General features: G+C 63.6%; 25 protein-coding genes and 2 pseudogenes. 11 read left to right on the top strand and 16 right to left on the bottom strand.

What is annotated here, in order from left to right:
• Positions 1–12: 12 nt before the first annotated feature.
• On the bottom strand, positions 13–1,164 hold the full coding sequence (locus HF916_RS23920) for an efflux RND transporter periplasmic adaptor subunit (RefSeq protein WP_168791261.1): 1,152 nt from the start codon (positions 1,162–1,164) through the stop codon (positions 13–15).
• 73 nt (positions 1,165–1,237) lie between these two features.
• The gene (locus HF916_RS23915; RefSeq protein ID WP_168791260.1) at positions 1,238–2,743 is read right to left on the bottom strand and encodes an efflux transporter outer membrane subunit; all 1,506 of its coding nucleotides are present in this window, start codon (positions 2,741–2,743) and stop codon (positions 1,238–1,240) included.
• Between the two features lie 406 nt (positions 2,744–3,149).
• Here HF916_RS23915 and HF916_RS23910 point away from each other — a divergent pair, with 406 nt between their 5' ends.
• Positions 3,150–3,803 carry an OsmC family protein gene (locus tag HF916_RS23910; protein ID WP_240975485.1) on the top strand — a complete coding sequence of 218 codons (654 nt, stop codon included), beginning with the start codon at positions 3,150–3,152 and terminating at the stop codon, positions 3,801–3,803.
• Between the two features lie 116 nt (positions 3,804–3,919).
• Here the strand turns inward: HF916_RS23910 and HF916_RS23905 are convergent.
• A pseudogene (locus tag HF916_RS23905) lies at positions 3,920–4,075 on the bottom strand (SDR family oxidoreductase); the annotation flags it as partial.
• Between the two features lie 2 nt (positions 4,076–4,077).
• Here HF916_RS23905 and HF916_RS23900 point away from each other — a divergent pair.
• Positions 4,078–4,503 (top strand): annotated as a pseudogene (locus HF916_RS23900) (helix-turn-helix domain-containing protein); the annotation flags it as partial.
• 112 nt (positions 4,504–4,615) lie between these two features.
• On the opposite strand, the gene HF916_RS23895 reads toward HF916_RS23900, so the two are convergent.
• Both HF916_RS23895 and HF916_RS23890 read right to left on the bottom strand, forming a co-directional pair.
• Positions 4,616–5,431 carry a class II aldolase/adducin family protein gene (locus HF916_RS23895; RefSeq protein ID WP_168791259.1) on the bottom strand — a complete coding sequence of 272 codons (816 nt, stop codon included), beginning with the start codon at positions 5,429–5,431 and terminating at the stop codon, positions 4,616–4,618.
• Positions 5,432–5,726: 295 nt separating this feature from the next.
• The gene (locus HF916_RS23890) at positions 5,727–6,881 is read right to left on the bottom strand and encodes a porin (protein ID WP_168791258.1); all 1,155 of its coding nucleotides are present in this window, start codon (positions 6,879–6,881) and stop codon (positions 5,727–5,729) included.
• A gap of 294 nt (positions 6,882–7,175) precedes the next feature.
• Between HF916_RS23890 and HF916_RS23885 the strand changes: the two genes are divergently transcribed.
• Positions 7,176–7,982, top strand: a complete 807-nt coding sequence (locus HF916_RS23885; RefSeq protein ID WP_168791257.1) for a MetQ/NlpA family ABC transporter substrate-binding protein — start codon at positions 7,176–7,178, stop codon at positions 7,980–7,982.
• Between the two features lie 122 nt (positions 7,983–8,104).
• On the opposite strand, the gene HF916_RS23880 is transcribed toward HF916_RS23885, so the two are convergent.
• From HF916_RS23880 to HF916_RS23870, 3 genes are all read right to left on the bottom strand, one after another.
• Entirely contained in the window at positions 8,105–9,220 is a 1,116-nt protein-coding gene (locus HF916_RS23880) for a succinylglutamate desuccinylase/aspartoacylase family protein (RefSeq protein ID WP_168791256.1), read from the bottom strand.
• A 247-nt stretch (positions 9,221–9,467) separates the two neighbouring features.
• Positions 9,468–10,250, bottom strand: coding sequence for an ABC transporter substrate-binding protein (locus HF916_RS23875; RefSeq protein WP_168791255.1), 783 nt, complete (start codon positions 10,248–10,250; stop codon positions 9,468–9,470).
• Positions 10,251–10,630: 380 nt separating this feature from the next.
• The gene (locus tag HF916_RS23870) at positions 10,631–10,873 is read right to left on the bottom strand and encodes a hypothetical protein (protein ID WP_168791254.1); all 243 of its coding nucleotides are present in this window, start codon (positions 10,871–10,873) and stop codon (positions 10,631–10,633) included.
• Between the two features lie 493 nt (positions 10,874–11,366).
• On the opposite strand from HF916_RS23870, the gene HF916_RS23865 reads away from it, so the two are divergent.
• The 5 genes from HF916_RS23865 to HF916_RS23845 all read left to right on the top strand — a co-directional run bounded on the left by HF916_RS23865 (position 11,367) and on the right by HF916_RS23845 (position 15,887).
• On the top strand, positions 11,367–12,515 hold the full coding sequence (locus HF916_RS23865; protein WP_168791253.1) for an extracellular solute-binding protein: 1,149 nt from the start codon (positions 11,367–11,369) through the stop codon (positions 12,513–12,515).
• Entirely contained in the window at positions 12,515–14,329 is a 1,815-nt protein-coding gene (locus HF916_RS23860) for a sensor domain-containing diguanylate cyclase (RefSeq protein WP_168792128.1), read from the top strand. The genes HF916_RS23865 and HF916_RS23860 overlap by 1 nt, the downstream gene beginning before the upstream one ends.
• Positions 14,330–14,722: 393 nt before the next feature.
• Positions 14,723–15,031, top strand: a complete 309-nt coding sequence (locus HF916_RS23855; protein ID WP_206001846.1) for a hypothetical protein — start codon at positions 14,723–14,725, stop codon at positions 15,029–15,031.
• An 11-nt stretch (positions 15,032–15,042) separates the two neighbouring features.
• Positions 15,043–15,384 carry a hypothetical protein gene (locus tag HF916_RS23850; protein ID WP_240975484.1) on the top strand — a complete coding sequence of 114 codons (342 nt, stop codon included), beginning with the start codon at positions 15,043–15,045 and terminating at the stop codon, positions 15,382–15,384.
• A 56-nt stretch (positions 15,385–15,440) separates the two neighbouring features.
• Entirely contained in the window at positions 15,441–15,887 is a 447-nt protein-coding gene (locus HF916_RS23845) for a lytic transglycosylase domain-containing protein (RefSeq protein WP_168791251.1), read from the top strand.
• A gap of 85 nt (positions 15,888–15,972) precedes the next feature.
• On the opposite strand, the gene HF916_RS23840 is transcribed toward HF916_RS23845, so the two are convergent.
• From HF916_RS23840 to phnG, 7 genes are all read right to left on the bottom strand, one after another.
• Complete coding sequence (locus tag HF916_RS23840) at positions 15,973–17,106, bottom strand: alpha-D-ribose 1-methylphosphonate 5-triphosphate diphosphatase (protein WP_168791250.1); 1,134 nt, start codon at positions 17,104–17,106, stop codon at positions 15,973–15,975.
• Positions 17,107–17,200: 94 nt separating this feature from the next.
• The gene (gene phnL / locus HF916_RS23835; protein WP_168791249.1) at positions 17,201–17,965 is read right to left on the bottom strand and encodes a phosphonate C-P lyase system protein PhnL; all 765 of its coding nucleotides are present in this window, start codon (positions 17,963–17,965) and stop codon (positions 17,201–17,203) included.
• Positions 17,966–17,973: 8 nt separating this feature from the next.
• Complete coding sequence (gene phnK / locus HF916_RS23830; RefSeq protein ID WP_168791248.1) at positions 17,974–18,744, bottom strand: phosphonate C-P lyase system protein PhnK; 771 nt, start codon at positions 18,742–18,744, stop codon at positions 17,974–17,976.
• A complete protein-coding gene (locus HF916_RS23825; protein ID WP_168791247.1) occupies positions 18,741–19,673 on the bottom strand; it encodes an alpha-D-ribose 1-methylphosphonate 5-phosphate C-P-lyase PhnJ in 933 nt (310 codons plus the stop codon). The genes phnK and HF916_RS23825 overlap by 4 nt, the downstream gene beginning before the upstream one ends.
• Positions 19,670–20,800: a carbon-phosphorus lyase complex subunit PhnI gene (locus tag HF916_RS23820; RefSeq protein WP_168791246.1), complete on the bottom strand. Its 1,131-nt coding sequence runs from the start codon at positions 20,798–20,800 to the stop codon at positions 19,670–19,672. Before HF916_RS23820 ends, HF916_RS23825 begins: the two co-directional genes overlap by 4 nt.
• The gene (phnH, locus tag HF916_RS23815; protein ID WP_168791245.1) at positions 20,800–21,435 is read right to left on the bottom strand and encodes a phosphonate C-P lyase system protein PhnH; all 636 of its coding nucleotides are present in this window, start codon (positions 21,433–21,435) and stop codon (positions 20,800–20,802) included. Before phnH ends, HF916_RS23820 begins: the two co-directional genes overlap by 1 nt.
• Positions 21,435–21,932, bottom strand: coding sequence for a phosphonate C-P lyase system protein PhnG (gene phnG, locus HF916_RS23810; protein WP_168791244.1), 498 nt, complete (start codon positions 21,930–21,932; stop codon positions 21,435–21,437). The genes phnH and phnG overlap by 1 nt, the downstream gene beginning before the upstream one ends.
• 181 nt (positions 21,933–22,113) lie before the next feature.
• Here phnG and phnF point away from each other — a divergent pair, with 181 nt between their 5' ends.
• The 3 genes from phnF to phnN are packed head-to-tail and all read left to right on the top strand — an operon-like array spanning position 22,114 to position 24,148.
• Positions 22,114–22,872: a phosphonate metabolism transcriptional regulator PhnF gene (gene phnF, locus HF916_RS23805; protein WP_168791243.1), complete on the top strand. Its 759-nt coding sequence runs from the start codon at positions 22,114–22,116 to the stop codon at positions 22,870–22,872.
• Entirely contained in the window at positions 22,869–23,591 is a 723-nt protein-coding gene (locus tag HF916_RS23800) for a DUF1045 domain-containing protein (protein WP_168791242.1), read from the top strand. The genes phnF and HF916_RS23800 overlap by 4 nt, the downstream gene beginning before the upstream one ends.
• A 2-nt stretch (positions 23,592–23,593) precedes the next feature.
• Positions 23,594–24,148, top strand: a complete 555-nt coding sequence (phnN, locus tag HF916_RS23795) for a phosphonate metabolism protein/1,5-bisphosphokinase (PRPP-forming) PhnN (RefSeq protein ID WP_168791241.1) — start codon at positions 23,594–23,596, stop codon at positions 24,146–24,148.
• 6 nt (positions 24,149–24,154) lie between these two features.
• Here phnN and HF916_RS23790 read toward each other — a convergent pair whose 3' ends face one another.
• Complete coding sequence (locus tag HF916_RS23790; RefSeq protein ID WP_168791240.1) at positions 24,155–25,063, bottom strand: LysR family transcriptional regulator; 909 nt, start codon at positions 25,061–25,063, stop codon at positions 24,155–24,157.
• Between the last annotated feature and the right edge of the window lie 58 nt (positions 25,064–25,121).

The raw sequence follows: 25,121 nt of genomic DNA, 5'->3' as shown, positions 1-25,121 counted from the left end.
CGCGTGGCCTCTCTATTGTTCCTGAGGCGTCGGGTTGGGATTGTCAGTCGGCTGCACGCTGTTGTTGATGACGAGCGGCGTGCCGTTCTTGAGTTTGAGCTGCCCGCTCGTCACGACCTGCGTGCCGACGTCGATGCCTTTAAGGATCGCGACCTGATCGCCGCGCGTCGGGCCAGGCGTGATGAACACCTGCTGCGCGACGGGCAACGCCTTGCCCTGCGCATTGCGTTGCGTGCCCGGCTTGACGATGAACACGGTCGCGCCATAGGCGTTGTACGTGATGGCGGTTTGCGGCAGCGTCAGGTAGCGCTGTCCGGCGCCCGCGTCGATCTTCACGTTCGCGTACATGCCCGGCAGCAGCTTGCGCTCACGATTGTCCACGCTGGCTTCGATCTGCACGTTGCGCGTCGTGCTGTCGACTTTCGGGCTGACCGACTGGATCTTGCCCACGAACGTTTGCCCGCTGTAGGCATTGGTGTCGACCACGATGGTCTGGCCGATCGCGAGCTGGCCGAGTTGCTGCTGCGGCAGGTAGAAATCGGCGTAGATCGGATCGATTGCCTGCAGCGTGACGATCGCATCGCCCGGATTGATGTACTGCCCCGGATTGATCGTGGTGATGCCGAGGCGTCCCGCAAACGGCGCGCGAATGGTCTTCTTGTCGACGAGCGCGGCCTGTTGCGCGACTTGCGCTTTCTTGACCTTCAGGTCGGCGGCGTCGGCGTCGAGCTGCGCCTTGGCGATCGCCTTGATGTCGTACTGCGCCTTGTCGCGCGTGTAGACCGTCTGCGCGAGCTCGGCTGACGCCTCTAGCGACCGGAGCAGCGCCACGTCGCTGTCGGCGTTGAGTCTGACGAGAACCTGCCCGGCTTTCGCTTCCTGTCCGGAGCTGAATGCGACTTCGCGCACGAGGCCCGCGACTTCGGTGGTGACATCCACGCCGCGCACGGCGCGCAGGCTGCCGACCGCCGCAAGCTGCGGTTGCCACTGCTGATAGCGGGCGACGACTGACGAGACCGTGGCGGGCGGCGCCGCGTTGCCCGACATGAATTTGGCGATCATGTGCGCGCGGAACACGTTGAAGCCGACGAGCGCGGCCAGCAGCAGGCCGACACAGATCAGCATGATCACCATCCGTTTTGTCATCGGTTTTCGTTCGGTCATCGTGATGTCCTTGCACGGCATTGGGCGAAGCGTGTTGCAAAGAGCGGTGCAGCGAGCGTCCTGCCGGGCTATGTCAATGCGCGGTTGCGGCGCTGGCCGGCGCGGCGGCGTTCCACCAGCCGCCACCGAGCGCCTGGAAGAGGGCCGCGGTGTCGGCGTAGCGGGCGGCCTGCGCCTGCGCGAGGCTCACCACCGTTTGCTGGTACTGGCGTTGGGCATCGAGAAGCGACAGGTAGCTCACCCCACCGACGCGATACTGCCCACGCGTCAGTTCCAGCGAATCGTTCGCGGCGCGCCACGCCTCCGTTTGCGCTTTCAGACCGGTCGCGTCGTGATCGAGCGCGCGCAGTGAATCCGCGACGTTCTGGAACGCCAGCAGAACCGTTTCGCGGTATTGCGCGTCGGCCTGCTCGTACGCCGCCTCCGCCGCGCGCTTCTGCGCGCTCAGTTGCCCGCCGTGGAAGACCGGTTGCAGCAAGCCTGCGCCGAGGCTCCAGATCGTGCTGCCCGCCTTGAACACTTGCGCCGGCGTCAGGGCCTCGGCGCCGTAGCTGGCGGACAGCGTGATCTGCGGATACATCGCGGCGGTGGCCACGCCGATTTGCGCGCTGGCCTGATGCAGCACGGCGTCGGCGGCCAGAATGTCGGGCCGCTGTTGCACCAGGGCCGACGGCAGGCTGACAGGCAGAGTCTCGGGTAACGAAAACATCTCGAGCCTGAATTCGGGCAAGGCGGTGTCGCTGGGCAGTTTGCCGGCCAGCACGGCGAGCTGGTGACGCACCTGATCGAGTTGTTGCTGCAGCGGCGGCAGCGTCGCGCGGGTCTGCGCCAACAGGGTCTGCTGCGCGAGCACCGCCGTACGGCCCACGCCCCCCAGTTCGAACTGTTTGCCGAGCACGCCGAATTGCTCCTCTTCTTCCGCGGCGATCCGCTCGGTGGCCTCGATCTGGGCGCGCAGTGACGCTTCCTTGACGGCCGCGGTCACGATGTTCGCTGACATCGCGAGATAGGCCGCCTGCAACTGGAAGCGCTGGTAATCGACTTGCGCGTGCAACGCTTCGAGTTCGCGCCGTGTGCCGCCGAACACGTCGAGTTTGTACGACACGTTCACCGATGCGTTGTAGAGATTGAATTCCTCGACGAGTCCGGGCTCGCCGAACGTGATGCCGTTCAATTTCTGGCGCGTGGCACCGAGTTGCGCATCGACGCTGGGCAGAAGAGTGCCGCCGGCTTGCGCCGAGAAGTTTTCGCGCGCCTGCCGCAATGCCGCTTGCGCCGCGGCGATGTTCGGACTGTTGACGAGAGCTTGACGGATCAGCGTATCGAGCGGCTCGCAATGAAAGAGCGCCCACCAGGCGGCGGGAATGTCCTGTCCCGGCACGAAGCGTTGCGGCAAGCCGGCCGCCCCTGGCGAAGAGGCCGTTTGCTCGGGCAGTGGCGAGGCGGTGTAGGTGTCGGTAGCCGGCGCGGGGGGAGAGCGGTAGTCAGGACCGACCATGCAGCCGGCCACCGCGGCGCAGCCGCATAGCGCGACGCACAGGCGCAGCTGCCGGACAATACGCTGTTGAGCGTCGATCATCGATCCACCTTATATCGCCTGCGTTTTGACTAAACGAGCGAGCGGACGCGGATATTCGGGCAACGTGAACTTTCGGTGTTTCCTTTCCCTGCCTGACGTCGGAATCTACCATCTGGGGCGATCGCTACGCGTAGCCTAGCATGGTCGATTGCTGCGCTCGCACACGAGATCACGTAGACAGTGCGCTCGACGATCTTTCAAACGGCCACCTTCAGCGTGCCCCGTGCCATGCCCGATGCAACGTTCATTCACACGCGTCAAACCTGTTCAGGCGTCTCGGTCATATCTTACGGCGACCTGATCATAGAACGCCGCGTCTCCCAATCGTACATTTGAGCCACCGGAATGCCAGGTCAGCCGCCTGGTTCTGGGCCGGTAGCGACAGTGACATCACGCAGACCAGGGCATGCGCATCCAGACCGCGCTCGCCACTCTGCACAGAGATTTTCCGAAGCTGAACAATCCACGTTTGTCCAGGAGATGGAATATGAATGCCAATGCACAGACCAAAGAATCCAATATCGTCAACGGCCTCAATGTCGACGATCTGTTTTCCCTGATCGAGGGCGTCAAGGGCGATGCATCGAAAGCCAACACCAGTTGGCGCGTGGCGACGACCTGGCAAGGCCAGGCCCGCAGTCACTCCGAGGTCAAGGGATTCGCGATCGGAGGGCAGGACGTGTCGCGTCGATTCACGATCAATATCGACGAGCCTCTCGAACTCGGCGGCTCGAACCAGTTCGCCAATCCTCAGGAGCATCTGATCGCGGCGCTGAACGCCTGCATGACGGTGGGTTACGTGGCGCAGTGCGCTGTGCGCGGGATCACGCTTCAATCTCTCGAAATTGAAACGGAGGGCGACATCGACCTGAGAGGATTTCTTGGGCTCGATCCGAACGTGGCCAACGGCTACGAGAGCCTGCGCTACACCGTTCGTATCAAGGGCAGCGGCACCAAGGAACAGTTCGCTGAAATCCACAGCGCTGTGATGGCCACTTCTCCCAATTTCTACAATCTGGCGAATGCCGTCCCTTTAAAGTCGACGCTGCTGGTCGGGTGAACCAAGTAGTGGCGGCGCGACTCGAATTGTTCCGTCGCGCCGCCTTCCAGCGGTTTTGCTAGATCAGTAATGCGAACTTGATCGAGGCCAATGGGTTAACGAACGCGGGCCATGGATTATTTGAGCGCCACGCTCATGCCGCCATCGGCCATCACCACTGCGCCGACGATATAGCTGGCCTTATCGGACGCCAGAAAGGCAATCACTTCGGCGATTTCCCGTGGATCGGCCGCCCGTTTGATCGGCGCGCTCTTGCCGTGCTCGGCGAGAAAGCGGAGAGCGTGGCGCGGCGATGCGAGCGGCGCTCGCTCATCAAGGCCGCTTCGGCAGGGTGGCGAAGGCGCTACGCTGGATCCACGCGGACTTCGCCGAGCCGCTCGATGTCAGCCGTCTCGCCGACGAAGCCGGCATGAGCGTGCCGGCTTTTCATGCCAATTTTCGAGCCGTCACGCAGACTTCGCCGATCCAGTACATCAAGTCGACGCGGCTTCATCAAGCGCGCCTGATGATGATCCGCGACGGCCTGACTGCCGCGTCGGCGTCGGCGTCGGCGCGGGTCGGCTATGAGAGCCCGTCGCAGTTCAGCCGCGAATTCAAGCGTTTTTTCGGCCGCTCGCCAGTCGATGTGGCTCGAGACATGCGAGCGTCGTTCGCGCTCTCGTCCGCCGCGAAGATCGACGATTTTGTGGCGTCTCACTGACAGTCGGCCGCACTCACGCCGCGCGCATGTTGCGGTGTTGGGTCGTGGGGGCGGCGGCGCTCAGCCCGGACATCGGCGCTGAGCGCAAAGGCAATGCCAGGAGAGAATGGGGCTAGCCGCGGTAATCCGATGTCGGGTCGTCGATCAGCCGGAGCGCGGCTTGCCACGCCAGCTCCGCGATTTCCGCCGAATCTTCGCGAGCGAACTGGCTCGCGGTCAGTTCACAGACTTCGCGCGGCGGGATGCGCAATGCGCTGCCGCCGGCCAGCGCCTGAATCTGCGCCTGGCAGGCACGTTCGAGGAAGTAGATCTCATGGAATGCTTCGGCGGCCGTGGCGCCTGCCGCGAGCAACCCGTGATTGCGCAGGATCATCGCCTTGCAGGTGCCGAGATCGCGGACCAGACGTTCGCGTTCGCCGAGTTCCAGCGCGATGCCTTCGTAATCGTGGTAGCCGAGCTTGCCGTAGAACTTCAACGCATGCTGGCTGATCGGCAGCAGGCCTTGTTCCTGGGCGGATACAGCGGTGCCGGCGGCCGTGTGCGTGTGGATCACGAAATGCAGATCGTCCCGCGCGGCATGAATCGCCGAATGGATCGTGAAACCCGCGGCGTTCACGCGAAACAATGCGGGCTCGGTGTGCGCGCGCTCGTCGACGACCTTGCCCTGATGATCGATCTTCACCAGATCCGAAGCGCGCATCTCGTGGAACAGGATGCCATAGCGGTTGATCAGGAAAGCGGCTGGCTCACCCGGCGCGCTCGGCAGGCGAGCGGTAATGTGCGTGTCGATCATGTCCGTCATGCGGAAATGCGCGACGAGCCGGTAAAGCGCGGCCAGTTCTTCCCGCACATGCTGCTCGCTACCGGATCGCGCGCTGCGTGCGGCACGCGGTTCTAGCGCAGAGTCGGATATTTGCGTCGTTTGCATTTGAAAAGGCTCCGAGGTTCGCACGCGCTGTCGTGTGCGTGGTGTTCGCGGGCGACGACGCAGGCAAGCGTCGCGGCATCGGTAAACAATACGCCGTTATCGTCGACGAGGACCAATCCGTCTGGCCGTACCTGCTCGCGCATGGCTTGGTGCCGTGATCGAAAGCCAGAACCAACGGGGCGACTAATCCCGGATGAAACAGCGCTCGCCCAAAAAGAAAAAACGCCTCGCAGGGCGTTTTTTCCAGAACCTCGATCCAGCAGGGAACTCGCATTCCCGCTGAGAGAGACTCGCTTTAGAACTTGTGACGGATACCGACGCGGAATGCCAGCTGGTTGTCCGAGCCCGTGCCCGACGTGTTGAAGTAGCTGGTGCTCGAACCGATCTGCGCCTGCACATCGCCCGTTGCCGCGTTGTGGCCCGAAGCGATCTGGTAGATACCCAGTGCATACACGTCCGTACGCTTGCTCAGCGCGTAATCGACGCTCAGGTCCGCCTGGTTCCAGTGGCCCGTGTTCGCGTTGCTCAGGTGCATGTACGTGTAGCCCGCGCCTGCCGTCAAAGCCGGCGTGAACGCGTACTTCGCGCCTGCTTCATAGGCGGCGAACGTCGTCGTGCCGCCCGTGATCGGCTCGAAGCGCGTGTTCGTGTACAACGCCCACAGCGTTGCCGCGGCGATCGTGTAACGGCCGCCGACGCCGAACGTGCGCAGATCGCGCACGGTGCCCGTCGTCACGTTGGCCATGGCCGTCGAAAACGCCGGCGTCGATTGTGCGGGGAAGCGGATGTCCGTGTAAGCCGCGCCGACGCCGAACGGGCCGTTTGCGTAGTTCACGCCGAAGCTATAAGCGCGCGACGAACCTGCGGTCGTGCCGACCGTCGGTGCGCCGGCGAATGCGCCAGCCTGGTTCGAGAAGCCGTACATCGCGCCGAAGGTCAGGCCCGAGAAATTCGCGCTGCTGAACTTGACTGCGTTGTTGATACGGCTCGACGTCAACTGGTCGACGTCGTTGATGTGGTAAGCGTAGTTACCCGCGACGGTCTGGCCGCCGGTCGAGTAGTTGCCGCCCAGGTAGTCCGTCGAAAACGAGTACTGGCGACCGAACGTCAGCGAGCCGATGCCGTCCTTCGACAGACCGACATATGCCTGACGGCCGAACAGCGCGCCGCCCTGGCCGAGCGTGCCGTTGCCGCTGTTAAAGCCGCTTTCCAGCACGAACAGCGCCTTCAGGCCGCCACCCAGATCTTCCGTGCCGCGCAGGCCCCAACGGCTGCCTTGGGCAACGCCGTCGTCGTACTTGAAGAGGTTGTCGTGACCCGTTGCGGTCTTCGAGTTGTTCACGTAGCTGATACCGGCATCGATCAAGCCATACAGCGTGACGCTGCTTTGCGCGTGGGCGGCAGTGGCGAAGACGGCGAGAGTAGCGGCGGCAAATATTTTCTTGTTCAAGGACTTCTCCGATTAAAAATTAAGCGATCGTCACGCCCAACTCTTCGGTCAGGTCGTGTGATGGCCCGCAATTTAAGGGAACGCAGAGTAAGGTATGTGACAGGATCGCTTATTTTTGAAATCTGTCGCGCCGGCGCGACACTTACATAGCGCCGCCGGCGCAAATCGCGCAGGGCATGCGCGTATAAGCTTTTTCCGGATCGCGCATAAGCGTGTGAAAAACGATTGGTTTTCGGGCGCCGCGGCCGCATGCGACGATGCGCGCCTACCAACACATCCCATCTGGGGCAACGCATGCAACGCCGGACAATCATCCAGAATCTGCTCGCTATCGCCGCCGTCTCGCTGACGGCCACGTTCGCACACGCGGACGACAAACAAATCAAGATCGGCACGATGAGTGGCCCGGACGCGCAAATCTGGACGGTCGTGACGAAAGTGGCGGCGAAGGAAGGTCTGAACGTCAAGGTCATCGAATTCAACGATTACGTGCAGCCGAACGCCGCGCTCGACGCGGGCGACCTCGACGCCAACGGTTTTCAGCACCAGCCGTTTCTCGACAGCCAGATCAAGCAGCGCGGCTACAAGATCGTCAACGTCGGCCTGACCTACGTGTCGCCGATGGGCTTCTATTCGAAGAAACTCAAGTCGCTCAAGGACTTGCCGGAAGGCGCGAAGGTCGGCATCCAGAACGATCCGTCCAACGGCAACCGCGCGCTGCTGCTTCTGCAGAAGTACGGCGTGATCAAGCTGAAGCCGGGCGTCGGCACGAACGGGGTGAACGCGACGCCGCTGGATGTCGCCGAGAATCCGAAGAAGATCAAGCTGGTCGAACTCGACGCCGCGCAGCTGCCGCGCGCGCTCGGCGATCTCGACGCGGCGTCGATCAATACCGATTACGCGGTCAAGGCCGGCCTGCAGCCGACCAAGGACGCGATCGCGATCGAGGACCTCAAAGGCCCGTACGCGAATCTGATCGCGGTGCGCGAGCAGGACCGCAACCAGCCGTGGGTGAAGAAGCTGGTGGCGGCGTACGAGTCGGACGAAGTGCGCAAGTACATCGATACGCAATTCAAAGGCGCGATCATTCCGGCCTTCTGATCAGCGTTTGACACATGACGTTTCAATGCAAATCGCCCGCTGACCCAGCGGGCGATTTGCGTTTCGGTTCAAGCCTTTACGGGTGGGTTGCGCGATAAAAGCGGCACCGCCCGCGATGCGCCTTAGTTGCTCAACAACGAGCCGCTGCGGAACGCCTTCGCGCCGGCGATGCGCGCGAACTCCAGCCCGGCCGTCGCAAAGCGCGTCAAATGCCGTGCGTACAGCACGCCGGCCACACTGCTTTTCAGCGTGACGACTTGCTCCGTCAACGGGTCGACGATATCGGCGATTTCATGACCGACGTCGACCCAGGTGCCCACTTCGCAGCGATACACCAGCACGCCGCTCATCGGCGCGACGATCGGCTCCGCGCCGGCGAGCGGCGTGGCGGCGAATTCGAGCGGCGGCAGCGGAGCGGCCGTGCCGTCGATCACGCCACGCGAGGTCAGATATTCGATGATCGCCTGGGCATCGTGCTCGGCGTACTCGTACGACACTTCGCGCTGGCCGCGCAGTTCGATCGTGACCGAGATCGAGCCGTTCGGAATCGGGAAACGGTCGCCGTAACGGCCACGCAGATCCGACCAGCAGAAGCTGTGGATTTCATCGAACGGGTTGCCCACCGAATTGAGCGCGAGCAGCGACGCCTTGGCGTCCAGATAGCAGGCGAGCGGCTCGACTTCCGACCACAGATCCGGGTTCGTGTAGAGGTGCATCGCGGCTTCCCAGTCGCAATGCAGATCGAGCACGACGTCGGCGTCGTACGAGAGCTTTTGCAGTGCGAGGCGCTGCGATTCGAGTTCGGTTGCCGGTTTCTGCGCGTCGAGCGCTTCGCGCATCGCCGTGCGGATCGCCGTGCGGTTGGCGTCGAGATCGTCGCTCAGGCGCGACTCGATCACCGGCTGCACCAGCGCCGACAGATCGTGGAAATTGCGGTTGAAATTCTGCGCGGTGTTGGTTTCGAAGCGTCCCGTCAGATGGCCGAGAAAGTGCTGATTCAGGCCGATCGGATTGGCCACCGGCACGATCACGACTTCGCCGCGAATCTTGCCGGCCGCTTCCAGCGCGGCCAGCTTGCGGCGCAGCGCCCACGACACCAGCATGCCGGGCAACTCGTCGGCATGCAGCGACGACTGGATATAGATCTTCTGCCCGCCGCCGGGACCGTAGTGGAAACTCATGAGGTCGCGGGCGGTGCCGAGCGTCGGGGCAATCAGCGGATGGGTTTGGGTTTGCATGGTTTTCAAATCCGCGGCCAAGTGGGGCGCGCCGCGCTATCTCGTTGATAACAGTGGGGAAACTTGCTTGACGGCCGGTCATTCGTGGGCCGGTGGGCGGCGCCTCCTGGGCGCCTCGATCGCACGATCTTAGCCGATATGACGCAGTGTGTGGTTTTATGCGGCGCCGCAAATGAAACGGGCTCCGCCTGTGGCGGAGCCCGTTTCTGCAAACCGGCAAGCGCGTCGTCAGACGCGCATGGCTGGTTTAGCCGCCGTACACGTCGAAGTCGAAGTACTTCTTCTCGAGCTTCTTGTACGTACCGTCCTTGATGATGTCGGCGATCGCCTTGTCGACCTTCGCCTTCAGATCGGTGTCTTCCTTGCGCATGCCGATGCCTGCGCCGTTGCCGAGGATCTTCGGATCGTCGAGGTTCTTGCCGACGAAGTCGAAGCCGGCGCCGCGCGGCGTCTTCAGGAAGCCGATTTCAGCTTGCACCGCGTCTTGCAGCGCTGCGTCCAGACGGCCCGACAGCAAGTCGGCATAGACCTGGTCCTGGTTCTGATACGGCACGACCTTCGTGCCCTTCGCTTCCCAGTACGTCTTCGCGTAGGTTTCCTGGATCGTGCCTTGTTCCACGCCAACCGTCTTGCCCTTGAGCGAGTCGGCCGTCGGCAGGATGCCCGAACCCTTCTTCGCCACGAGGCGCGTCGGCGTGTTGAACAGTTTGTTCGAGAAGGCAATCTGCTCGGCGCGTTGCGGCGTCATGGACATCGACGACAGCACGCCGTCGAACTTCTTCGCCTTCAGGGCCGGGATCATGCCGTCGAAGTCGTTTTCCACCCACACGCACTTGGCCTTCAGGCGCGCGCAGATTTCATTGCCGAGGTCGATGTCGAAGCCAACGAGCTTGCCGTCCGAGCCCTTCGACTCAAACGGGGGATAGCTGGCGTCAACGCCGAAACGGACGGTCGACCAATCTTTAGCGTGTGCGCCAATCGAGACGGTAGCAAGCAGAGCAACCGTCAAAGCCGCTAGCAGTTTTTTCACTGTTTAACTCCTCGTGTAGTTCAAATACGCCCGCATGCGATTGTGCCGCTGCGGGGCACCCGGCGCGACTCACGACCGGGCTTGGGTTGAAGCTGCCAGCCGGGGCGGCCAGCAGCGCGCGCCAAGCTTATCAGTTCAAAAAGATTGGGTAGCTAGTGAAACACCGGATGGCGCATGAGGATAGCTTTTAAAGCCTGAATGTGGTGGAGATTCAAAAGCGGCTGCGGTGCGTATTGCATGGGATAGGCTGATCGCTTCGGATTTGTAATCGCCTAGTAATGAAGTTGGCTAATTGCGTCTGTATTGCCGCGCTTGCCCGAATCACGCGCGACTCAAGACGCCCGAGTGCAGGCGGACTAAAAGCCGGCCATTTACTCCGTTTACTCCTTGCTCAGCGAATCCGCGCGCCCGGCGCCGACCTCGCCGCACCATAGTTCGCCTTTGTCCATCATCTGCGCGTCTTGCGCGGACATGCCCGCGCAGGTGCCGCGCATGTCCTGCGTCTCGCGCTCGGTGCGCGCGAGCGCGGCCCGGTTCATTTCGCCCTGCAGCCAGCCGCCGAAGCACGCAATCGATCCGGCCGCGACGGCCACCCACATCCACTCTGTTTTGCTCAAGCGCATTGTCTGTTTCTTGTCCGACTCTTCGATTGCCCGGAAGACAGGCCGCGCGGCATCCGGCGACGCTGCCCTCGACCACCGGCGGCGGCTTGGGCAAGAGATCGTTTATCGGCATCGGCGCGGGTCTTCTTTAGAAGCGGCGCTGACGACTTCCGAATGACGTCATTAAGCTCGGACTGTCGCGCGACATTACAACGCGCGGTTCACGTGTTCGCGCGTTTCAATCGATCAGCGGCGAGTTAAAGTTTTCGCATAACCTGCCGTTAAATGCAGATGAGCGGGTTTGCTGCATCACGTCCGACTGGCAATTTTTTCGACTCTGGCTAAGCCAAAAACCAAAAATGGTTTTCTTAGCGCTATCATCGATGCTCCTCGCGCTTCGCCACATGCAGCATCGAGCGTATCTGTCTGAAGAAAGTCACCGGGCAACCCGTCCGCGGATCGAGTCCGCGTGTTTGCGCTCGTCAGAAAGGCCTTCTGCTAAACGGTGTCGGTTATGCACATGATGTTGACGGCAGATGCAAAGCGCTTTTGTAGACGATTCTTCCATTCACGAATCGCTGCCGCCCTGGCGCGCGCACGTTTGTCATGTCGCGGCGTTTGGCCGGGATTTTTAACACTTCTGATCGGCACGGATATCTGCCTGGGTTTTTTTTCGGCGTCGCCGGTTAAAGCCGACGAAAAGATTCTGCGCGTGCTGGCCTGGCCCGGCTACGCGGACGCCGACGTCGTCAAGAATTTCGAGGCGCGCTACAAAGCCAAAGTGGAAGTAACGCTGGTCGATTCCGACGAGGCGCTGTGGGCCCAGATGCACGCCAAAAACACGCCGCCTTTCGACGTGCTCGCCGCCAATACCGCGGAAATCCAGCGCTACACGCAGGCGAATCTGCTGGCGCCGCTCGATCTCGCCAACGTGCCGAATACCAAACGACAATTGGCGCGCTTTCAGGCGCTCGCCTCGATTGGCGGCCTCACGTCGGGCGGCAAGGCGTATGCGATTCCGTTTACGTATTCGTCGATGGGCCTGATCTACGACCGCAAGCAGGTCGCCGTGGCGCCGCGCTCGATGCGCGAATTGTGGAATCCGCGCTACCGCGGCAAGGTGCTCGACTTCAACAGCGCGCAGCACAATTTCTCGTTCACGGCGCTGGCGCTGGGCTATCCCCATCCTTTTCAGCTCGATGCCGCGCAAATGCGCGCGATTGCTCACAAGCTGGTCGATCTGCGCCGCAATCTGTTGACCTATTACACGTTGCCCGAGGAGGCGACCGCGTTTTTCATCCAGCATAAGGTCGCGCTGATGTTCGGCAATTACGGCACCCAGCAGGTCGAATTGCTGCGCCGCGCGGGCGCCGACGTCGGCTACGTGATTCCCGACGAAGGTGCGCTCGCGTGGCTGGATTGCTGGTCGATGACGCGCGCGGCGGCCGACCAGCCGCTGGCGCTCGCGTGGATCAACTACATGCTCGAACCGGGCGTCAGCGCGTTGCTGACGCAACGCCAGGGACTCGCCAACACGTTGACGGCGCCCGCGGAAAACAGCAATAACGCGCGCATCGTGTGGATCGGCCCGGTGGAAGATATTCAGCGGCGCGAGGACCTGTGGGCCAGAATCGTGTCCGGGGACCGGTCGGAGCGTTTTTGATGATACGACCAGGGCTGACCTTCAAACTATCCGTGCTGCTTGCGTGCATCGGCGTGCTCGCGTCCGGCGCGACCGGCTATTACGCGTATCACGCCAATCGCACGATGCTCGTGAACGAAGCCGAGCGCAGCCTGCTCACGTCGACGGAATTGCTCGGCCAGCGCTTTTCCACCTCGATCGACGATGTCGCCGCCGACGCGCTCGTGCTCGCGAGCATGCCGTCCACGGCGGAGGTCGCGCAGACCGACGACGGTGCCGGCCCGAACGCGGCGCGCGAACGGCTGGCGCAGGTGTATTCCAGTTTCATGGTGCATCACCCTGAATACCTGCAAGTCCGTCTGATTTCGCGTCAGCACTATGGACTCGAACTGGTTCGCTTCGACCGCGACGCCGACGGCCTCGTGCGCGTCGAAGGGAACAAACTGCAGGAGAAAGGCCAGTTCGCGTATGTGTTCGACACGCTGGCGTTTTCGCCGGGCCGCATCTACACCTCGCCGATCTCGGTCAACCATGAATACGGCTCGCATGCCGCGGAGGGCAAGCCGACCTTGCGGCTCGGCACGCCGGTGACGAACGGCAATGGCGCGGTGGTGGGCGTGATCGTGATCGACATCGATCTGGCCGGTTTGTTCAAGCGGCTGCAAAGCGATTTGCCGAGCGACTATCAGGTCTATCTGGCTAACGAGTGGGGCGATTTCCTCGTCAATCCGGATGCCTCGAAAACCTTTGGTTTCGATCGCGGCCGGCGCGTGCTGATGCAGGACAGTTTCTCCGTCACCAAGCCGCTTTTCGAACAGACGCAAAGCGAGGCACTGGTCAACGGCCTCGCGCGGCCACGCCAGGCTGCCGGCCAGGTGCTCGCTTTCGTGCGCAGGCCGTTCGGCGATCTGGAGGGCAACCGCTTCATCGTGCTCGGTCTCGCCAAGCCGCTCGAAGACGTCTTGTCCGGCGCGAATCTGCTTGGCAACCGGATCGTGCGCATGGTGCTGATTTTCAGCGTGCTGGCGCTGTTCCTTGCCGTTCTGTTCGCGCGCGCGCTGACCAAGCCGCTGCATATTCTCGCGTACGCGGCGACGCATCTGTTCGCCGAGCACGCCATGGAAACGCTGCCGCTCAAACGCACCGACGAGATCGGCGTGCTGGCGCGCTGCTTCGACCGGCTGCGCCGCGAAATCAAATCGCAGATGGACGTGCTGCACGCCAAGCAACGCGAACTCGTGCACCTTGCCACGCACGACGTGCTGACCGGACTGCCGAACCGCGTGCTGTTCATGGAGAAGCTCGAGAACTCGATCGACGAAGCGACGCGGCGTGAGGAAGGGCTGGCCGTGCTGTTCGTCGACCTGGATCGCTTCAAGCAGATCAACGATCAGTTCGGCCATGCCGTCGGCGACAAGGTGCTTGTCGCGGTGGCGCGCCGCCTGAAGCAGGTGCTCTGTTCCGCTGATGTGGTGGCGCGTCTGGGCGGCGACGAGTTCATCGTGTTGATCGAGGGGCCGCGTTCTGCGGAGGCGGCGCCCGCCATTGCCTCGCGCATCATGGCGGCGTTGAACGAGGAACTCCAGGTGGACGGGCAAGGCATGACGGTGGGCGCGAGCATCGGCATCAGCCAGTTCCCGGGTGACAGCGGCACGGCCGAGGAACTGCTGCTCAATGCGGACGCCGCGATGTACGCGGCCAAATCCGGCGGACGCTGCGCCTATATGCGCTACCACGATGTGCTCGACATGCGCCGCCGCGAACAGTTCGAGCAGGCGCATGCGCAGGCAGGCGTTGGCGCAACGGAAGGGCACGAGGCCGAGCCGACGGCGTGATCTGACTGAGCGCGCAGGCTGCTGGCCTGAATTGGCGGCGATTCTGACGGGCATCGCTGTGGCCGTCTGCATCGCTCGCTGAGGGCAAGGGACTTTGCTCTCAGCTTTCCGCATCCTTTCTAACTACTTTCTATCTTCACCGCCTGCTTCTCTCTTCCCGCCAAAACCGCGAGGCAACTTTGCCTCGATCTCCGCTTCGCCGAGCGTCGAAGCAATCGTTTGCGCCGATCTTGAGGCAACTCTTTTTGATTTTCAACGAAGCGTTTCCGCCATATCAACTTTGCCGCGAGCCTGCCGAAAACTCCGATATAGCAACGAATTTGACGGGAGACTTCCGTGAAGCGACAGGTAGGGTTATTGGCTGCCGTTTTCGCGTTCGCCGGATGCGCGCAGATGCCTCCGCCGACTGCGGCCCATCCGGACAAGGCGCCGAACGAGGTGATCAGCTTCGACATTCCGCCCGATGCGCTCGGTGCGCGCGATCCGCAACTCGCCGCCGTGCTCGCCAAGGCGGGCGCGCTGGCCGCCGCGCAGCCGCAGTCCACGGTCGTGCTCGTGACCGCGTTGGGGCAGGACTTTGCGTACCTGAACCAGGCTGTTTGGAAGGGCGTGCCCGCACAGCGCACGGCGCGCGTGAACTTCGAGAACCGCACCGCCGGATTGGGTCAGCCGTATAGCGTGTCCATCAGGACGGTTCAGTGAAGGAGGGCACCGTGACGGTTCGAATCATTTTGCTGGCGCTGGCCATGCTCCTGAGCGGGCCGGCCTTCGCCGGCCAGCCGGGCGCCGACCTGCAATCCGCCGGCGCGTTTCCCCCGGCGGCGGACAAGGTTTATCCGCCGTTGCCGTCGCTCGCGATGCTCCCGCCGCCAGCCGCGGGCGACGACGACTTGCCGCTCAAGCCGGCTACGCATCGCAAGAAGCAACACGTGGCGGCGCAGACGCAAGAGCGCAGAAGTCCGCCGACGCCGGTCGTGCGCATCGTCGTGTCCGACGCCTCGCATGCCTATCTCGACTCCGTGCAACGCCAGATCGAACTGGCGTTGGCGAAGTAATCCGGCCGGCGCCACGGCGCTCGCCTCTTTATCGCTAACAAGCGGAAGGATGCAGCATGTCCTTGAAGATCCTCCTGACTGCGCTCGCCTGCCTGTCGGTGTGCGGCGTCGCGCAAGCGGCCGACGACTGCTTCAACGAAGCCGCGGCTTATCAAGGCGTCAACCCGTGGGTGCTGCGAGCGCTGGCGTGGTACGAATCGAAGGGTGACGTGAGCGCGATACGGCAAAACGTCAACGGTTCGATCGACGTCGGCCAGTTGCAGATCAACTCGATTCACTTCGACGACCTCGCGCGCGAAGGCGTGCCGCATCGCGCGCTGATCGATCCGTGCGTGAACGTGTACGTGGCGGCCTGGCTGCTGAAACAGAAGATGGTCAAGCACGGCAATACGTGGCGCGCGATCGGCGCTTACCACTCGGAAACGCCGAAACAGCGCGATGCCTATGCGCGTGGAATTCAGAAGGTGCTGGTGGCGTGGGGGCAGTTGCCGTCCACGCCCTGAAGCCGTTTGCGGGGCGTGCGGCACACGCCCGGCACACGCCGGGTGAACAGCGAAAGACCCCTGAAACAAGGGCTTTTTGCAAACTTCAAACGATCCGTGCCCCGCCGCGATACGTCGCGCGCGGCACCGGCAACTTGTCGAGCATCGTCACGCGCACGAAGTCCGCGCGCAAACCCGCTTCGATCGCGCCGCGATCGTGCAAACCGGCGGTGCGCGCCGGTTCGGCGGAGACCGTTGCCATCGCGCGCGGCAAGGTCCAGCCGGCTTTGTCGACCAGTTCGAACACAGCGGTCATCAGGCTCGACGGCACGTAATCCGACGACAGGATATCGAGCAAGTCGGCTTTCGCCAGTTCGAGCGCCGACACGTTGCCCGAATGCGAGCCGCCGCGCACGATGTTCGGCGCGCCCATGATGGTCGAAATGCCGTGCTCGCGCGCCGCCTCGGCGGCGATGCGGGTGGTCGGGAATTCGGCGAGCACGATGCCTTCCTGCTTGGCCTGTTCGACGTGCTCGATCAGCGTGTCGTCGTGGCTCGCTACCGGAATGCCGAGGCGATTGCAGCGCGCGACGATCTCGCGGCGGTGCGCATCGGCGTAACGCGCCTGCTCGACCGACAGTTCCGCCAGCGCGGTCTCGACGTGTTCGTCGCTCAGCTTGCCGTTGCGTTCCTGGAAGCGGCGCCATTGCTCGCGGTCGTGCCACTGACGCTGACCCGGCGTGTGATCCATTACCGAGGCGAGCCGCAGCAGCGGATGCGCGCACAGCGAGTCGAACACTTCCACGACGTCGGCGGTGGCGATTTCGCAGCGCAGATGCAGGAAGTGTTCGGCGCGCAGCAGCTTGCGCTCGGAAAACCGTGTGAGCGATGCGGCGCATTGCGTCTGCAGATCGCGGCCCCGCAGTCCCACGTTCGTGCGTGAGCCGATGGCGAGCGCATCGAACACGGTGGTGATGCCGGCCGCGGCCACTTGCGCGTCGTGGATCACGAAGGCGGCATCGGTATTCCATTGCACGCCGGGACGCGGCGCGAGATGCTTCTCCAGATTGTCCGTGTGCAGTTCGATCAGGCCGGGCAACAAATAGTCGCCGTCCCAATCTTCGGCTTCGCGCGCGCTCGTCGTGCCGCGCTCGACGTCGCGAATCACGCCGTCTTCGACGCGTAGCACGCCGGTGAATACTTCGTCTCGCGTCACGATGCGAGCGTTCCTGATCAACATCGACTTGCTCCGTAGTCAGTCAGACTTGAGTGTGGCTGTGTGGGTGTTTTTGCATCGACGCCGCATGCGTCAGTGTAGTGCCGTTTCGTGAATGTCAGTGACGCAGCGGCGGCTGCAGTTTCAGGCGGCGCGTGGCGACCTTGTTGCGCGTATCTTCGTCGTGAAAGATGCCGACGATCGCCGCGCCGCGCTCGCGCGCCTCGACGATCAGATCGGCGACCACGTCGCGGTTTTCCGCGTCGAGCGAGGCCGTCGGTTCGTCGAGCAACAGCAGCGGATGCTCGGCGATCAAGCCGCGCGCGATATTCACGCGCTGCTGTTCGCCGCCCGAGAACGTAGCGGGCGCGAGCGACCAGAGCCGCTCCGGCACGTTCAATCGGGCCAGCAGCGCGGCGGCGCGCGAGCGCGCTTCGTCTTCCGGCACGCCGCGTGAAAGCAGCGGTTCGGCGACGAGCGTGAGTGTCGGCACGCGCGGAATCACGCGCAAGAACTGGCTCACATAACCGACCACGCCGCGGCGCAGGCGCAACACATCGTGCGGCTCGGCACCGGTAATTGACACCGGCTGGCCGTCGTTCGCTGCATCGCGAATCGCAATCGAGCCGCTGCTCGCCAGATAATTGCCGTACAGGCAACGCAGCAGCGTGCTCTTGCCCGCGCCCGACGGCCCGACCAGCACCACGCACTCGCCGCGCTCGACTTCGAGCGAGACGCCCGCCAGCGCTTCGATCCGCACGCCACCCTGGCCATGCAAAGTAAAGGTCTTGCCGATGCCGACCGCGCGCAGCATCAGCGCCGCGTTGTCGATGAATGCGCGCTCGCCGGCGCGCGCTTCACTGCTTGTTTCAATGGATCGCATTGTGAGCCTCAAACCGGCAGAACCGAGGAAACCAGCGTTTGCGTGTACGGGTGCTGCGGATCGTCGAGCACCTGATCCGTCAGGCCCGCTTCGACGACTTCGCCGCCTTGCATGACCATCAGCCGATGCGCGAGCAAACGCGCGACGCCGATATCGTGCGTGACGATCAGCACCGACAGATGCAGCGTGGACGTCAGCGTGCGCAGCAGATCGAGCAGACGCGCCTGCACCGACACGTCGAGGCCGGCGGTGGGTTCGTCCATGAAGACGAGCCGCGGACCGGTGACGAGATTGCGCGCGATCTGCAAACGCTGCTGCATGCCGCCTGAAAACGCCGCCGGAAATTCGTCGATGCGCGAAGCGTCGAGTTCCACGCGCTCCATCCATTGCGTGGCCGCGTAGCGGATATCGCCGTAGTGACGCGCGCCGACGGCCATCAACGGCTCGCCGATATTCGCGCCGGCCGAGACGCCGCTGCGCAGTCCGTCGCGCGGATTTTGCTGGACGAAGCCCCACTCGGTGCGCATCAGCAAACGGCGGCGCGGTTCGGACAACGCGAGCAGATCGAGCTTGTCGCCGTGCGTGGCCGTGTAGTGAAGCGAGCCGCTATCGGCTTCGTTTTTGAGCGCGAGCGTGTTCAGCAGCGTGGTCTTGCCCGAGCCGGATTCACCGACAATGCACAGCACTTCGCCCGGATACAGATCGAAGCTGACGTTCCTGCAGCCGTTGCGGCCGCCGTATTGTTTGGTGAGCGAGCGGGCGCTCAGGAGCGGCGTCATGCGGACTCTCCTTCGCGTGCTTTGCGCGCCGGTAGATCGAGATCCGCGTCGCCGCGTCGTTCGTGGCAGTAGTCGCTATCGGAGCAGACGAACATGCGTTTGCCGGCGTCGTCGACGATCATTTCGTCGAGAAAACTTTCCGTCGATCCGCACAGCGCGCAGGCGTGCTGCCACTTCTGCACCTCGAACGGATGATCGTCGAAGTCGAGGCTGCGCACCGGCGTATACGGCGGAATCGCGTGAATGCGCCGTTCGCGGCCGGCGCCGAACAATTGCAGCGCGGGGTTCATATGCATCTTCGGATTGTCGAACTTCGGAATCGGCGAGGGCGAAGCGAGGTAGCGGTGATTGACGATCACCGGATAGTCGTAGGTGGTCGCGATGCTGCCGTGATGCACGATGTCCTCGTAGAGCTTCACGCTGATCAAACCGTAATCGGCGAGCGCATGCAGCTTCTTGCATTCGGCGACACGCGGTTCGAGGCGATAGAGCGGCTCGGGCATCGGCACTTGATAGACGAGAATCTGCTTGTCGGTGAGTGGCGCTTCGGGAATGCGGTGACGCGTCTGGATGATCGTCGCGTCGACCGTGCGGCGCGTGGTCGCCACGCCGGTCGTGCGCGCGAAGAAGCGGCGGATGTTGACCGCGTTGGTGGTTTCGTCGGAGCCCTGATCGATCACCTTCAGCGTGTCCTGTTTGCCGATGATCGCCGCGGTGACCTGAATGCCGCCGGTGCCCCAGCCGAACGGCAGCGGCATTTCACGCGAGGCGAACGGCACCTGGTAACCCGGCACGGCCACCGCCTTGAGCAGGGCGCGGCGCAGCATGCGCTTGGTCTGTTCGTCGAGGTACGCGAAGTTGTAGCCGTCGGCGGCGCTGTCGTATGACGCGGTGGACGCGGTGGCGAGAGATGTGTCGGGCGCGTTCATGCTGCCTGCTCCTGCTGACCGTTGGGTTGATCCTGACTCTGCATGGCGTGTTGCGCGCGCAAACGCCGCACGAGTTCCAGTTCCGATTGAAAGTCGACGTAATGCGGCAGCTTCAGATGCTGCACGAAACCGGACGCTTCCACGCTATCGCTATGCGAGAGCATGAATTCGATATCCTGAGTCGGCGAGGCAAGCGTTTCGCCGAGTTCTTCGGCGCGTAATGCGCGGTCGACGAGCGCCATCGCCATGGCCTTGCGCTCGGAGTGGCCGAACGCGAGACCGTAGCCTTGCGTGAACGTCGGCGGCACCTCGCCGCTGCCGGCGAACTGGTTGACCATCTGGCATTCGGTAATGTCGATGTCGCCGATTTCGACCGCCTCGCCCAACTCGTCGAGTTCCATTTCCACAGCGATCGTGCCGAAGCGGATCTCGCCCGCGAACGGATGCGAATGCGCATAGCCCCGCTGCGTCGCGTAACCCATCGCAAGCAGAAAGCCTTCGTCGCCGCGCGCGAGATTTTGCAGGCGTGTAGCGCGACTCGCGGGAAAGGCGAGCGGCTCGCGCGACAGGTCGCCGGGTTCCGGTGCATTCGGCGTGGGGCGTTCCTGTTCGATCAACCCTTCCTTGTCGAGCAGGCTGACGACGCGCGGCATCGCTTCTGTTTCCACTGCGGCGGCTTGACTTGACGGCGACGACGCTACGCTAACAGCCGCATCGCCTTCGGCGAGCAACGCGAAATCCAGCAGACGTTGCGTGTAATCGTAAGTCGCGCCGAGCAACTGCCCGCCGGGCACGTCCTTGAAGGTTGCCGAAATGCGACGCTCTGTTTGCATCGCTTCGGTATCGATCGGCCGCGTGTAGCCGAAGCGCGGCAGCGTGGTGCGATACGCGCGCAGCAGGAAGATCGCCTCGACCAGATCGCCGGCAGCCTGCTTGATGGCGAGCGCGGCGAGTTCTTCATCGTAGACCGAGCCTTCGGTCATCACGCGCGCCACCGCGAGGCGCAATTGTTCGCGAATCTGCGCGACGCTGAGTTCGGCCAGCCGCGTATCGCCGCGGCGTGCCTTGTCGAGCAGACGCCACGACGCTTCGATCGCGCGTTCTCCACCCTTGACGGCAACGTACATCAGTTCACCTTCGCATGAGTTGTGCGTGGCAGGCCGATCAGGCGCGCGCCGCAGACGAGATAACAATCGACACCGCAAGGAAAGAGCGGCGCAAGGACGGCACGTTCGCGCCAGAAATGCGCGGGCAGGCCGACCGGCGCAATCGTGGCCGTGTGCTGGATGCCGGGGCCGCTCAGCACGATCGGAGCGCCACCCGTCAGCGCCTCGACGCGGATCAGCAGCGTGACCGATTGCTCGGGCGATTCCGCCGCGCCGAGCGCGAAGCTTTCCAGCGGCGGCAACGTGCCGGCGTCGTGGATATAGGCAAACGCGGCTTGTCCCGGTTCGTCGACGAGCGGCGCGCCGGTATGAAAGCGCAATGCCGAGCCCAAGGCCGTATCGGCTTGCGCGAGCCACACGGGCGTCGCGTAATCGCAGAGTGCGAGCAGCGCGGCGAAGGCGGCGAACTCGGCGCGCGTGGCCCGCACTTCGGGCAGCGCGTTCTCGACCACGCCGACCGTGCCTGGCCGCGACAGCGCGTCGAGCAAAGTGCGAAACACGGCCTGCGTATCGTGCACGGGGTCCGCAAAACCCGGCGCTAAGGTGGACAACGCGGTGGACAACGCGGTGGACAATGCAATCTGTGAGTTTTCCATCAGTCGCCCCGGACCATCGTGAAGAATTCGACGCGCGTGGCCGCGGCGTCCTGTTGCCGCCCGGCGCGTTTCGCGGCCAGTTGCGCGGCAAACGGCTCGATCAGTTGCTTGTGCAAGACGGCGTGATGCTCCGGCATTTGCAGGAGCGCGTCTGCCAGCGCAGCCAGTTCGGCGCGCCGGCGGTCGCGGCCAAGATGGCACGCCACGCCGACAGCCGCGGCCGCGTCGCCCGGCGCGCGCAGACGCAAGGTGGCGCGCGTTACCGTGGCTTCGCCGAGATTGAACGGATCGCCGCTGCCGCCGACGCGCCCGCGCACCATCGCGAGGCCGATCTCGGGCGGCCGCAGCCAGTCATACTTTGGAGTAGGGATGTCCTGCAGCGCGCGTTCGAGCGCGGCTTCGAGATCGGCGCGCGGCGTGCGGGCCAGAACGGCCATCCAGGCGCGCCGGACAGCCGGCGGCGGAGCGGAGGAAGGCGAGGCGGAAGTGGCACTCATCGAATTTCCTGTTGATCCAGCGAGTCAACATTTGACCATCTATTCATCTAAACGTCTAGACGTTTAGGGGTATGCTTGTCGAGCCGTGTAGCGCATGACGGCCGTTTCATATTTCCATCACGGCTTGCGCACTACAATGCACGTCATAGCGAATATTTGAACCCAAGGGAATGACAGCACCATGACATCGAACGACAACGCGACGCCGGGCACGATGCTCGAACGCGGCGCGGGCGTTGCCGTGTGGCGGCAGATCGAGCAGATTCTGGCGGCGGAAATCGCCGCCAGCGGTTTCGGCGAAGAAGGGCGCCTGCCGAGCGAGGGCGAACTGGCCAAACGCTTCGACGTGAACCGGCATACCGTGCGCCGGGCCATGCTGGGTCTTGCAGCGCTGGGCCTCGTCAGCGTCGAGCAGGGGCGCGGCACCTTCGTGCAACCGGGCGCGATCGACTATACGATTGGCCGTCGCACACGCTTTACAGAAAACTTGCGCCAGCAGCATCACGCGGCGGCGGGCACGATGCTGTCGGCCGCGCGCGTGAAGGCCGAGCCGAGCGTCGCGAAGGCGCTGAGCCTGCGGGCCGGCGCGTCGGTCTACCGGATCGAATCGCTGCATGAGTCCGACGGCGTGCCGCTCACGTTCGCGCGCAACTGGTATCCGGCGGCGCGTTTCGCGGACCTGCCGGCGGTGCTGGAGCGCACCGGCGGCATCACCAAGGCCATGGCGGAATTCGGCGTGAACGACTATCTGCGCAAGTGGAGCCGCATCGGCAGCGTGCTGCCCGAACCTGAGGTGGCGCGGCGCCTGAATATCAACCGTCAGCAACCGGTGCTGTGGGTCGAAAACGTCGATGTCGATCTGCAAGGCACGCCGGTCAAATACGGCTTCACGCACTTCGCAGCGGACCGCGTGCAACTGCTGGTGGAGCACGACCTATGAGCGGCGTGGAATGGAGCCCCGAGGCTCGTTTTGCCGTGTATTACGTGCCGTCGCGTGAATCGGCGTGGTGGCAGGCCGGGTCGGCTTGGCTCGCGCGCGATGCGGAAAGCGGCGAGCAGTGCGAAGCGCCGCAACCTTCGGATCTGACACGTCCACTCTTCGAGTTGACCGAAGCGCCGCGCCGCTACGGTTGGCACGGCACACTGGTCGCGCCGTTTCGACTCGCCGACGGCGTGACCCAGGCACACCTATTGCAAGCCACACGTGAATGGGCGCGGACGCAAAGCGCATTCGCGTTGCCAGTGGAAGCCGCGACGCTCGGCGATTTCGTTGCATTGCGGCCGGCCGATGCGCAAGGCGAAGCCAACATCCGCGGCGTGGCCACGAGCGCGTTGCAAACGCTCGATGCCTTGCGCGCGCGCCAGTCCGCCGCTGATCTGGCGCGCCGTTTGGCGGCTTCGTTGAGCGAACGGCAACGCGCGTTGCTGATCGAATGGGGTTATCCCTACGTGTTCGACGAATTCCGTTTTCACATGACGCTCTCCAGTTCGCTCGCCGATGTGCGGGAGCGCGCCACGCTGGTCGCATGGTGGCAAGCTCGAACGCCCGCGCTCGGGCCGCTGCTTGTCGACCAGGCCGCGCTCTTCGTCGAACCGGCGCCGGGCGAGCCGTTCGTGTTGTGGCAACGTGTGCCGTTCCGGACCGACGAGGTGAAATAACAATGACAGGTCGTTTGATTTATGTAATGGGACCGTCCGGCGCGGGCAAGGATTCGTTGCTGGAGTTCGCACGCAAGCACTTGATGGGCGAGCCGATTCTGTTCGCGCATCGCTATATCACGCGGCCGAGCGGCAATGGCGAGGCGCATGTGGCGTTGAGCGTCGAAGAGTTCGCGGCGCGTTCCGTGCTCGGCCTGTTCGCGCTCGAGTGGTCGAGCCACTCGCTGCGCTATGGCATCGGTATCGAAATCGATGCGTGGCTCGCGCGCGGTTGCACGGTGGTCGTCAACGGCTCGCGCCAGCATTTGCAACACGTGCTGGCGCATTATCCGCACACGGAAGTGGTGCACGTGGACGCCGCGCCGCATATTCTCGAAGCCCGGCTCGGCGCGCGGGCACGCGAGTCGGCGGAACAGGTGGCGGCGCGGCTCGCGCGCCGCGCGCCGTTCTCGTTGCCGGACGGCGTGCGCTGTACCACGATCGATAATTCCGGCGCGCTCGACGACGCGGGGCATGAGTTGATTGCGTTTTTAAAGGCGGAAGCCGACGTTCAGTAAGCCGTACTATCCGGCCGCCGCCATCCGCTCGCGTGTCGCATCCTGCAAGCACGACACGAACTGCAGCACGGCCGGCGTCGGCAGCAGGCCGCGCCGTGAAATGATGCTGAGATCGTAGTTCGGCAGCGCCTCTTCGATCTGCGCGACGCGGATGCCGAGCGGCGCGACCATCTGCGCAAGCGGCCGCGTGAAGCAGCCGATCACATCGGTTTGCGACACCAGCCCGAGCGTCACCGCGAACGACGACGGCGCGCTCAGCAGACGCTTCGGCACCGGCAAACCGTGCGCGTCGAACATCGCCATCATCACGCTGTGCGGGAAATGATCGGCGCCCACGGTCACGATCCACTCCGCGTCGAGCAACTCATGCAGGCGCGTCACATTGGCAAGCGGATGCCCGGCGCGCATGGCGACGACGAACTGCGTCGAGTAGAGCGGCGCCTGCACCAGATCGCTGTCGAGCGCCTGCACGTGATGGATCGCCGCGATATCCAGCGCGCCGTTGCGCAAACGCGCGACCGCGTCCGGGATCGTCACTTCTTCCAGATGCAGATTGACCCGCGGCATCGCGCGGCGGAACTTCGAGACCGCATGCGGCAGCGCCGTGAGCGCGATCGACGGCATGGTCCCCACGCTCACCCTGCCGGCCAGTTCTCCCTTCACCTGTTCGACGGCTTCGACCGTGCGCCGCATGTCGCCGAGCAACTGCTCGGCGCGCGGCAGCAGCGCGAGCCCGCATGCCGTCAATTCGATGCCGCGCACGCTGCGCACCATCAACTCGGCATTCAGCGCGCTTTCGAGCTCGCGGATCGTATGCGTGACGGCCGGTTGCGTCACGCCGAGCTCGCGCGCGGCGGCGCGCAGACTGCGGTGATGGGCGGCGGCGACGAACGCTTGCAACTGCTGCGGTTTCATTGGGGTAATCCCGTATATAACGGTTGTTAATCGGGGTGAAAAAAACAGCATCTTATTC

The sequence above is a fragment of the Paraburkholderia aromaticivorans genome, assembly GCF_012689525.1.
Taxonomy (GTDB): Bacteria; Pseudomonadota; Gammaproteobacteria; order Burkholderiales; family Burkholderiaceae; genus Paraburkholderia; species Paraburkholderia aromaticivorans_A.
Note: the sequence above shows the minus strand (reverse complement) of the source record. Positions and strands in the feature narration are given on the sequence as shown.

Excerpts from the sequence above, each read along its gene's own strand:
- HF916_RS23920 (WP_168791261.1), bottom strand. The coding sequence starts at position 1,164 with ATGACCGAACGAAAACCGATGACAAAACGGATGGTGATCATGCTGATC.
- HF916_RS23915 (WP_168791260.1), bottom strand. The coding sequence starts at position 2,743 with ATGATCGACGCTCAACAGCGTATTGTCCGGCAGCTGCGCCTGTGCGTC.
- HF916_RS23910 (WP_240975485.1), top strand. The coding sequence starts at position 3,150 with ATGCGCATCCAGACCGCGCTCGCCACTCTGCACAGAGATTTTCCGAAG.
- HF916_RS23895 (WP_168791259.1), bottom strand. The coding sequence starts at position 5,431 with ATGCAAACGACGCAAATATCCGACTCTGCGCTAGAACCGCGTGCCGCA.
- HF916_RS23885 (WP_168791257.1), top strand. The coding sequence starts at position 7,176 with ATGCAACGCCGGACAATCATCCAGAATCTGCTCGCTATCGCCGCCGTC.
- HF916_RS23880 (WP_168791256.1), bottom strand. The coding sequence starts at position 9,220 with ATGCAAACCCAAACCCATCCGCTGATTGCCCCGACGCTCGGCACCGCC.
- HF916_RS23870 (WP_168791254.1), bottom strand. The coding sequence starts at position 10,873 with ATGCGCTTGAGCAAAACAGAGTGGATGTGGGTGGCCGTCGCGGCCGGA.
- HF916_RS23865 (WP_168791253.1), top strand. The coding sequence starts at position 11,367 with ATGCACATGATGTTGACGGCAGATGCAAAGCGCTTTTGTAGACGATTC.
- HF916_RS23860 (WP_168792128.1), top strand. The coding sequence starts at position 12,515 with ATGATACGACCAGGGCTGACCTTCAAACTATCCGTGCTGCTTGCGTGC.
- HF916_RS23855 (WP_206001846.1), top strand. The coding sequence starts at position 14,723 with ATGCCTCCGCCGACTGCGGCCCATCCGGACAAGGCGCCGAACGAGGTG.
- HF916_RS23845 (WP_168791251.1), top strand. The coding sequence starts at position 15,441 with ATGTCCTTGAAGATCCTCCTGACTGCGCTCGCCTGCCTGTCGGTGTGC.
- HF916_RS23840 (WP_168791250.1), bottom strand. The coding sequence starts at position 17,106 with ATGTTGATCAGGAACGCTCGCATCGTGACGCGAGACGAAGTATTCACC.
- phnL (WP_168791249.1), bottom strand. The coding sequence starts at position 17,965 with ATGCGATCCATTGAAACAAGCAGTGAAGCGCGCGCCGGCGAGCGCGCA.
- phnK (WP_168791248.1), bottom strand. The coding sequence starts at position 18,744 with ATGACGCCGCTCCTGAGCGCCCGCTCGCTCACCAAACAATACGGCGGC.
- HF916_RS23825 (WP_168791247.1), bottom strand. The coding sequence starts at position 19,673 with ATGAACGCGCCCGACACATCTCTCGCCACCGCGTCCACCGCGTCATAC.
- HF916_RS23820 (WP_168791246.1), bottom strand. The coding sequence starts at position 20,800 with ATGTACGTTGCCGTCAAGGGTGGAGAACGCGCGATCGAAGCGTCGTGG.
- phnH (WP_168791245.1), bottom strand. The coding sequence starts at position 21,435 with ATGGAAAACTCACAGATTGCATTGTCCACCGCGTTGTCCACCGCGTTG.
- phnG (WP_168791244.1), bottom strand. The coding sequence starts at position 21,932 with ATGAGTGCCACTTCCGCCTCGCCTTCCTCCGCTCCGCCGCCGGCTGTC.
- phnF (WP_168791243.1), top strand. The coding sequence starts at position 22,114 with ATGACATCGAACGACAACGCGACGCCGGGCACGATGCTCGAACGCGGC.
- HF916_RS23800 (WP_168791242.1), top strand. The coding sequence starts at position 22,869 with ATGAGCGGCGTGGAATGGAGCCCCGAGGCTCGTTTTGCCGTGTATTAC.
- phnN (WP_168791241.1), top strand. The coding sequence starts at position 23,594 with ATGACAGGTCGTTTGATTTATGTAATGGGACCGTCCGGCGCGGGCAAG.
- HF916_RS23790 (WP_168791240.1), bottom strand. The coding sequence starts at position 25,063 with ATGAAACCGCAGCAGTTGCAAGCGTTCGTCGCCGCCGCCCATCACCGC.